The organism is Collinsella aerofaciens (assembly GCF_015552075.1).
Lineage (GTDB): Bacteria > Actinomycetota > Coriobacteriia > Coriobacteriales > Coriobacteriaceae > Collinsella > Collinsella aerofaciens_Y.
Map to the genome: position 1 here is coordinate 1 of NZ_JADNDZ010000046.1, position 8292 is coordinate 8292.

The window sequence follows — 8292 nt, forward strand, 5'->3', positions numbered from 1 at the left end:
CATGACCAGAAGGTCTATGCCTTGCCTTTTTCATGCCAACTTGTTCGCTCTGGACGTCGCTCGCTGTCCGTCCTCTACCTGCGGCGTTGTCTTGCCCCGGATGCGGCAGTAGTCATTGGGGACGTTCTTGTTTGACTAGTCGTTTAAGAACGTCCCCAATGACTAGTCAGAGATGAGCGTGGGTAATCTCCCGGTTTTGGCCTGTGTGGGGGCTCAAAGTGGGAGATTATCCACGCTCGTGATTTGAGTGTCCGAAAATCCACGCTCGTTTGGTCGGTGCATGTCTACGCAGCGTAGGTTGTCGAGGGCTGTCTTCAAATGGATACTGGCTCTTGAACCGGTTCGCTCCATTCTTCCAATCTGATCGGACATCTCATGAACCAGACACCGCAAAGCAATGTCCCCCATACTTTTTTGGCGGCACATGCCATCAAGCGGCTGCGCGAAGATCGCGGCCTCACCCAGCGCGCCCTGGCGGAAAGCCTTGGCGTGACCGATAAAGCCGTCAGCAAGTGGGAGTCCGGCCGCGGCCTTCCCGACATTTCCCTCGTTGAACCTTTGGCCCAGAGACTCGGCATAAGCGTGGCTGAGCTTTTGGCTGGTGACATTCGGGCCAACGCCAACCGTGCAGGCAATATGCTCAAAGGCATCTTTTACGTTTGCCCTATCTGCGGAAACGTTGTGCACGCGCTCGGAGAAGGCAGCTTTAGCTGCTGCGGCTCCACGATGTTTCCCCAGGAGGCCGAAGAGCCGGACGCGGACCATGCCTTTTCCATCGAGCGCATCGAGGACGATTGGTACGTCACGCTCGACCACCCCATGACCAAGGACCATTACATTAGCTTTGTGGCATATGCGACTATGGATGGCATCTGCCTTAAGAAGCTCTATCCAGAGCAATCGGTGCAGCCGCGCTTTCATATTACCGGGCGCGGCAGAATGTACCTCTACTGTAACCAGCACGGACTCTTTGTTTTGCCGACGCCTCGCAAGTAAAAGCCCGCTGTCCGCCCGATGCCCCTGCGCCAACGAGTTGCGGTGGAATAGTTCCTGAAAGTGCTGGTTTAGAGCCTAAACAGGAGCTATTTCACCGCAACTTAGGAGGGCGATTGGAGGCGCGGTGGGGCCGGATTGTTATTTGAGGCCGGGGAGGCGGGTGTAGGGGAACGAGCGCTCTAGGAACTCGGCGCAGCGGGCGTAGTCTTTGGCGAAGTAGCTGCTGTAGAGCGAATCGAGCACGTATTGCACGGCGATGTGGCTGGCGAACTGCGTGATGCGGTGCGTCATGCTCTCGTGGTCGCTCACCGTGAGGTAGGCGGCAAAGCCGGGGTGCAGGCGCGCACAATAAGGTGTGCCGATGACAATGACGGGAACATGTCGGCTGCTGAGGATCGGCAAGATTTCCTTGAGGTTGGGCGCAAGGCCGCTGTAGGAGATTACGATCGCCACATTGCCGGAATCCGAGGCGAGCGCCGTGCGCACCTGGGCCTCGGTGCTGCTGTAGCATGTGGCGCTCTTGCCGGACGAAAGCAAGCGGTCGCGGAACATCCCCGCTGGATAGAGGTTGTGCGAGCCGGTGTAGATGTCGACCTGCCGTGCCTTCGCGATCAGTTTGGCGGCGCGGTCGAGCTGTGCGGGGTCGAGCAGCTCCTGCGTCTCGGCCAGCGTGGTCTGGTAGAGCCCTTCCATGCGCTCCATAACCTGCGCAGGCGTGGACGTGGCATCGAAGGGAAAGTTGATATCTACGTCGCGGCGGTTGCCTGCTTCGGTCGCCAGACGGATGAGCTCGACCTTGAGATCCTTAAAGCCCTCGAGGCCGAGCTTTTTGCAAAAACGGTGCACGCTTGCGACCGAAACATTGGCGCGGGCGGCAAACTCCTTAATGGAGAGTCCGCGGATGTCTTCGCCCATGGCGAGGGCCGAGATGCCGAGCTGCTGCTCGGTAGGGGTTAGGCCCTGTGCCTCGGTAATCTTGCGTTTGATATCCATTCGAACTCCCGCACTCGCCAAACCTGCCAAAAAGGGACGGGTTTATTTTGGCAGGTTTTGCCCGAGAAGGGTAACGGGGCCGAGGACACCGCTGGGCGCGACGGGCTCGGTGAGGGCGAAGATGTCGGGAATCGCATGGTCGAGTGTGTTGATGACATCGATGGTGAGCTCGTGCGTGCCGGCGGCAAGCGCGCCTGTCGCAAAGCGATAGGGCGGGCAGATGCGCGTGCCGAGCGTTTGTCCGTCGAGCGTGAGTGTTGCGACTTCGTAGACATCCCCCAGGTCAATGGCGGTGTGGGCGAGGTCGTCGGTCAGCTCGAACGACGTGCGATAGTGGAACGTGCCGCAGATGCCGGCGAACTGCTCGGCCGTGAGGTCGCACAGCTGCTCGAGCTTTTGCGGCTCGCCAAAGGTTCCATCGCTGCCGGCAGGGGAGAGGGCAACGGTCCACGGTCCGTCGATGCTAAGGCAAACCGCATCATCCGCATTCGTGTTCGCCCCGTCATCGAGTCCGACCTCGTCGCCCGTTCCCAGAACAACAACGCAGCTCTCGAAGGGCGCCAGCTCCAACGCGCCATCAAACGCAACGGGTTCGGTGCCGTTCAGCAGGTCGAGGCGCGTGCCGCAAAGGCGCTCGCCTCGAGCAAGTGCAACCGTACAGCAAATACTTTCACGCGGATGCTCGTTGACTAGCATCACATAGGTCTCGCCCGCACGCTTGTAGCGAAGTGCGCGCAGCCAGGGCTGTGGCCTATCGGTCACAACGGTCTGCAGCCCCGCGTCTGCCAGCGCGTCCGCCACATCGGCAAGTGGCGTTGCCGTAAGCCCGTCCAGATCGGCTGCGCCATCCGCGTCATAAAGAGCGCCGGGCACTTCGTCAGCAGCGAGCACCGTGACACCCGCGGCCATCATGCGCCTCACCTCTTCCGCTGTAGCCGCGCCAATAAACGAGGCGCCGGGCAGAACAAACGCCTGATAGCGGCAGCCGTTAACGGCAAACGTTCCATCGGCAATCGAAATATCGTAACGCTCCTCATCCTCAAAAGCCTCGGCAGGCACAAAATCAAAGTCGATCTGCGCGCGCGTGAGCTCGGCTGCCACGCACTCGATGGGCATGGCGTTGCCGGCCCATTCGGCATCGGCATGGTACAGGATGGCGACGGGGCGAGCGGCGGCGCCTTCCGAAAGGAGCGTCGCCATGCGATTCATATAGCGCATGAGCTGGCCAAAGTGCGGCCACTGCGGGTTGTTGCCGTGCGCGTAAAAGTGCGGCGGGCAGTCCCAATCGGGGAAAGGCGCCATGCTAAACGCGTGCGGCGTAAACCAATTAACACCGCGGACGAGCATGTGATCGGCGATCCACTTCATCTCACGCAGGCCCTCGTGCCAGCCAAAGGCGCCAAAGACCTCGGCCATGCAGCGCCCCTGCTTTTTGGGGTCGAGGCGCGCGGCCGAAGAGCCCAGCTTGGCAAGCGCGTACGTAAAGAACTCCATGTTCCATGCGCCGTGGAAATAGCTGTAGCGCCCGCGGTCAATTCCGGGGGCAAGCTGGTTGATGACGACGTCGACGCCGGCCATGTCCTGCCCCGCGACCGCGCGGAAGTAATGTCCCGCGCCCTGGCCCAGGCGCGTGTGACAACTCTTGTCCTCGATCACGTGGCCAATGTGCATGACGCCGTGCGCGCGGCACCAACCGCCAATCTGCTCGTCAAAGCAGCTGCGGTAGAGCTGCGTAGCAAGGTCCATATAGGCGTGGCGAACCTGGGCGCCGTTTGCCTCGCGCGTCCAAAGGCCGTGCAACTTAGCAAGCCAATTCTCGCCAAGCGCATCGCGCAGGCGGTGGGCAAGCTCGTTCGACCACGGCAGCGCTAGGTCGCCTCGCCCGATAAAACTGCTGGTAGAAGCATCGTCGAGCGTGGTGCCCTTCTCGTTCATAAAGCCGGGCTCATCGGTGAAAAAGCCCAAGATCGTTTTGCCAAACTCGTCGCTCAGATGCTCAAACGTGGGCTCGTAGACGGCGTCGATGAGCGCGTGGCACGAGGCGGCGTCGACCATGTTGATGTACTCATCGCGAAAGCCGGTCTTTTGGCTGGTGGCGTACAGCACGATCGTAGTGACGCCGGTGGGGGCGTCAAAACGCAAGCGGGCGGGCGTTCCATCGTCTCCTTGCTCAACAGCGAGCGCAAGGTCGAGCGGCGCACCAGCGGCATCAAAAGCTGCCACGCCCACAAAGCGCTCGGTGGGGTCCATGAGATTACCGAGCTTGATAGTCGTGGACGGTTGGGGACCAACAACCGTAATCGTGCGATGCTTGAGCACGGTTTTCTTGAGCGCGGGGTCGACGCCATCGCCCGCAAGCGCGCCGTTGGCATAGCCTGTGGGGAAGTGGGCGTCGTCGAGCAGCCAGATCTTTAACCCCAGGCGCTTGCACTCGCCGATGATAAAGCGCAGGTCAGACCACCAGCCGTCGCGACAGAAATCGGGATGCGTGCGCGATTCCAGGCAAACCTCGTGGATGTCCGCCCCGGCGATCTGCTCCAGATACTCGGTAATCGTCTCGCGCGCCTCGCCCTTGAGCCACAAGAACGGAAGCACATGGTTGTCGTAGGTGCCGCCAAGCACCTGCTCAAAATACGCCGCCATATACGCTCCTCCAAAACCGGCCTTTCAAATCCATTGAAGTCAGAGTACGCCGAGCGCGCCGCCCTGCTAATATCAAAACCACGGCAGAATATGACCGAATCAACGATGGGAGCACTATGGAGCTCGCGCGCTTGGATAGCCTGCTACTCGAGCTGACCGACAGTGAACGCGCCTATCGCGCGGGCGCCCATTACGACTGGAGCGATGCACTCGGTCAAGGTAATCAGGCAGATATTGATGGCCGATTCATTCGTAAAATTGGCAACCCAACGCTCGCTCTGCACCAAGAAGGCATGCCCGAGGGGCTATCGATTGTTCGCAACTCGCGCTTCAATCCTGTGCCGGAACACGTGCACGATTATGTCGAAATCAGCTATGTCTATCGAGGACGAGCGCCGCAGATCGTCAACGGCGCGCCGCTCATGCTCGCTCAAAACGAGGTCCTCCTGCTCGATGCCGCCTGCCCGCATGCTGTTGGCGAGCTCGGTGAGCACGACATAATGCTGAGCGTCATCATCTCGCGGCCAATGCTGCGCCGTAGCCTGGAGCAAAGCCTTTCGCCCACAAGCGCGGTCTCGCGGTTCCTGCTCAACGCCCTCACGGACGAAACCGACCACCGCGGACACGTGCATTTCCATACGGGCGGCAGCCGTCGCGTGCGCCGCTACATGCAGGAGATGCTCTGCGAGCGCTTGGATCCCACCGCCGCGAGCCCCCAGATTGTCTCGAGGCTGTTTGAGCTGCTGCTGGTCGAGCTTATGCAAAGCTACGAGGCGACGCTGTTGCAAGCGGACGCGCCCGCGCTGCCATCGGCGCAGGTCGCGGCTGCCATGGGCTACATCGAGCGTCACGCTCGCGACTGTACCCTCGAGGACCTAGCCCGCCACCTGCACCTGAGCCCCAACTACGCAAGCGCCCTGCTCAAGCGTCAGACAGGCCGCACGTTTATGCAGCTGGTGCAAGAGAGCCGCCTAGCGCGCGCGGCGACGCTGCTCGATGCCGGCGCCATCGCGGAGGTCGCAGCGCACGAGGCGGGCTATGCCAACATGAGCTTCTTCTACAAAAAGTTTGCCGAGCGCTATGGCTGCACGCCGGCTGCCTATCGTCAGCGTTTGCCCAGATAAAACCGACCAAAATAAACCTGTCCCTTTTTGACAGGTATCAGGAAGTGTCAGGGGCGGGCAGGCGGCGGGGCGCCGCTGCGAAAAGAAGTGTCGGGTTTGGCGCGGCCGCTCCCGCATGCCCCGCGCGTGGGCGATACTCGGCTTATCGACCCACGATGCAAAGGAGATGCTCATGGCAAACATCAAGTTCCCCGAGGGTTTCTATTGGGGTGGCGCTACCGCCGCCAACCAGTTTGAGGGCGCTTGGAACGTGGACGGCCGCGGCGCTTCCGTCGACGACCACTTCCTGGGCGGCAGCTACAAGGAGCCGCGTCAGATCACGATCGACATCGACCCCAACCGCTTCTACCCCAACCATGACGGCATCGATTTCTACCATCACTACGAGGAGGACATCGCGCTGTTCGCCGAGATGGGCTTCAACATGTTCCGCATGTCCATCTCTTGGAGCCGAATCTTCCCCAACGGCGACGACGCCGAGCCCAACGAGGCCGGCCTCGCCTTTTACGATCGCGTCTTCGACTGCCTGCGCGCTCACAATATCGAGCCACTCGTGACGCTCTCGCACTACGAGATGCCCTATCACCTGGTCGAGAAGTACAACGGCTGGGCGAGCCGCGAGCTCATCGGCTTCTTTGAGAAGTATTGCCAGACCGTCTTCGACCGCTATCAGGACAAGGTCAAGTTCTGGCTCACCTTCAACGAGATCAACTGCGGCACTATGGACATGGGCGCCATGATGGAGACCGGTCTGATCCAGGGCTTCGAGGGCCCGGCGAGCGCCATCAAGACCACCGCTCAGCAGCGCTACCAGGCCCTGCACCATCAGTTTGTGGCCAGCGGCCGCGTCGTGCGCTACGCTCACGAGCACTACCCGCAGTTCAAGATGGGCAACATGGACTGCTTCATCCTCTCCTACGCCGCTACGTGCGATCCGGTCGACGTGTTCGCCACGCAGCAGCAGATGAACTCCATGAACTGGTACTGCTCCGACGTGCAGGTGCGCGGCAAGTACCCGTTCTATGCCAAGCGCTTCTGGGCCGAGAACGGCGTCGAGCTCGCAATGGAGGACGGCGACCTGCAGGATATCGCCGACGGCAAGGTCGACTTCTACACCTTTAGCTACTACATGTCCGGTACCGTGGGCACCCACAAGGACCACGAGATGACCGAGGGCAACATGACTTTTGGCGGCAAAAACCCCTACCTGGAGTCCACCGACTGGGGTTGGCAGATTGACCCGCTGGGCCTGCGTATCGCCCTCAACGAGATCTACGCCCGCTACGAGATTCCGCTGATGGTGGTCGAGAACGGCATGGGCGCTTACGACGAGGTCGAGGAGGACGGCTCCATTCACGATCCGTACCGCATCGCCTATCTGCAGAGCCACATCAAGGCCATGGGCGAGGCCGTCGCCGATGGTGTTGACCTGATCGCCTACACCTGGTGGGGCCCCATCGACCTGGTGTCCGCCGGCACCGGCGAGATGCGCAAGCGCTACGGCTTCATCCACGTCGATAAGTACGACGACGGCACCGGCACCTACGAGCGCCGCCGCAAGGACAGCTTCTTCGCATACCAGAAGATCATCAAGTCCAACGGCGCTGAGGGCTTGGAGTAATTGAGTTCCGGCGATTGAGTTCCGGCGTTCTGACGAACGCCGGACCGGCGGCCGATTACGTGACCACGAATGTCGACGACGACGGCATCTGGAACGCCTTCGTGCATCTGGGACTCATCGAGGATTAATCAGCAAAACGGGTATCGATGGGGCAAAGACGTCGGCGGAGTTTTCGATTCGACTCCCCACCTTAGTTTTTGGTCCAATTGGCACTATAATCACCATAGGCATGCGCACTACGTTGCGCTTAATCAAGAGGAGAAAACGTATGGGTCTGTTTGACATGTTCAAGAAGAAGGCTGAGCCCGCGGCTGCCGCTGCTCCGGCCTCCATCTCTGCTTCTGCCGGCGCCGACGTGCTGTGCTCGCCCGTCAAGGGCAAGGTCATCAAGATGGCCGATGTGCCCGATCCCGTCTTTGGTGGCGAGGTTCTGGGCAAGGGCTGCGCCGTGTGGCCCGAGGACGATCTGGTCTACGCTCCCTGCGACGGCAAGGTGACCGTCACCATGGGTCACGCCGTGGGCCTGCAGTCCGATAGCGGCATCGAGGTTCTGGTGCACGTCGGCGTCGATACCGTCAACATGAACGGCGACGGCTTCGAGGGCTTCGTCAAGGCCGACGACGTCGTCAAGGCCGGCCAGCCCATGCTCAAGATCGACCGCGCCAAGATCGCCGCTGCCGGTTACAAAGACTGCGTCGTCGTGGCCGTGTCCAACACTGCCGAGTTTGCCGACGTCGAGCTTGCCGTCGAGGCCGACTCCGCCGTCGCTGCCGGCGATGCTATCGTCAAGGTTGTCCGCAAGTAAATCGCGGCATCGCATAATGTCTAAGGGTGGTCGGATTGTCCGGCCACCCTTTTTTATTCAAGACTTTAGTCTGCTGGCCGCGCAGCGGCCAGCTTTAAACCACCCGCTAC

At 60.8% G+C, this 8292-nt stretch carries 6 protein-coding genes; 4 read left to right on the top strand and 2 right to left on the bottom strand.

The window, feature by feature from the left end:
* Positions 1-375: 375 nt before the first annotated feature.
* On the top strand, positions 376-996 hold the full coding sequence (locus tag I2D41_RS02885) for a helix-turn-helix domain-containing protein (RefSeq protein WP_195363482.1): 621 nt from the start codon (positions 376-378) through the stop codon (positions 994-996).
* Between the two features lie 138 nt (positions 997-1134).
* Here I2D41_RS02885 and I2D41_RS02890 read toward each other — a convergent pair whose 3' ends face one another.
* Positions 1135-1989: a MurR/RpiR family transcriptional regulator gene (locus tag I2D41_RS02890; RefSeq protein ID WP_195363483.1), complete on the bottom strand. Its 855-nt coding sequence runs from the start codon at positions 1987-1989 to the stop codon at positions 1135-1137.
* A gap of 42 nt (positions 1990-2031) precedes the next feature.
* The gene (locus I2D41_RS02895) at positions 2032-4632 is read right to left on the bottom strand and encodes a glycosyl hydrolase (RefSeq protein WP_195363484.1); all 2601 of its coding nucleotides are present in this window, start codon (positions 4630-4632) and stop codon (positions 2032-2034) included.
* A 116-nt stretch (positions 4633-4748) separates the two neighbouring features.
* Here I2D41_RS02895 and I2D41_RS02900 point away from each other — a divergent pair, with 116 nt between their 5' ends.
* From I2D41_RS02900 to I2D41_RS02910, 3 genes are all read left to right on the top strand, one after another.
* Entirely contained in the window at positions 4749-5756 is a 1008-nt protein-coding gene (locus I2D41_RS02900) for an AraC family transcriptional regulator (RefSeq protein ID WP_195363485.1), read from the top strand.
* Between the two features lie 172 nt (positions 5757-5928).
* A complete protein-coding gene (locus I2D41_RS02905) occupies positions 5929-7377 on the top strand; it encodes a glycoside hydrolase family 1 protein (protein ID WP_195363486.1) in 1449 nt (482 codons plus the stop codon).
* Between the two features lie 268 nt (positions 7378-7645).
* Entirely contained in the window at positions 7646-8182 is a 537-nt protein-coding gene (locus I2D41_RS02910) for a PTS sugar transporter subunit IIA (RefSeq protein ID WP_055310775.1), read from the top strand.
* Positions 8183-8292 lie beyond the last annotated feature (110 nt).

Excerpts from the sequence above, each read along its gene's own strand:
- I2D41_RS02900 (WP_195363485.1), top strand. The coding sequence starts at position 4,749 with ATGGAGCTCGCGCGCTTGGATAGCCTGCTACTCGAGCTGACCGACAGT.
- I2D41_RS02910 (WP_055310775.1), top strand. The coding sequence starts at position 7,646 with ATGGGTCTGTTTGACATGTTCAAGAAGAAGGCTGAGCCCGCGGCTGCC.
- I2D41_RS02895 (WP_195363484.1), bottom strand. The coding sequence starts at position 4,632 with ATGGCGGCGTATTTTGAGCAGGTGCTTGGCGGCACCTACGACAACCAT.
- I2D41_RS02885 (WP_195363482.1), top strand. The coding sequence starts at position 376 with ATGAACCAGACACCGCAAAGCAATGTCCCCCATACTTTTTTGGCGGCA.
- I2D41_RS02890 (WP_195363483.1), bottom strand. The coding sequence starts at position 1,989 with ATGGATATCAAACGCAAGATTACCGAGGCACAGGGCCTAACCCCTACC.
- I2D41_RS02905 (WP_195363486.1), top strand. The coding sequence starts at position 5,929 with ATGGCAAACATCAAGTTCCCCGAGGGTTTCTATTGGGGTGGCGCTACC.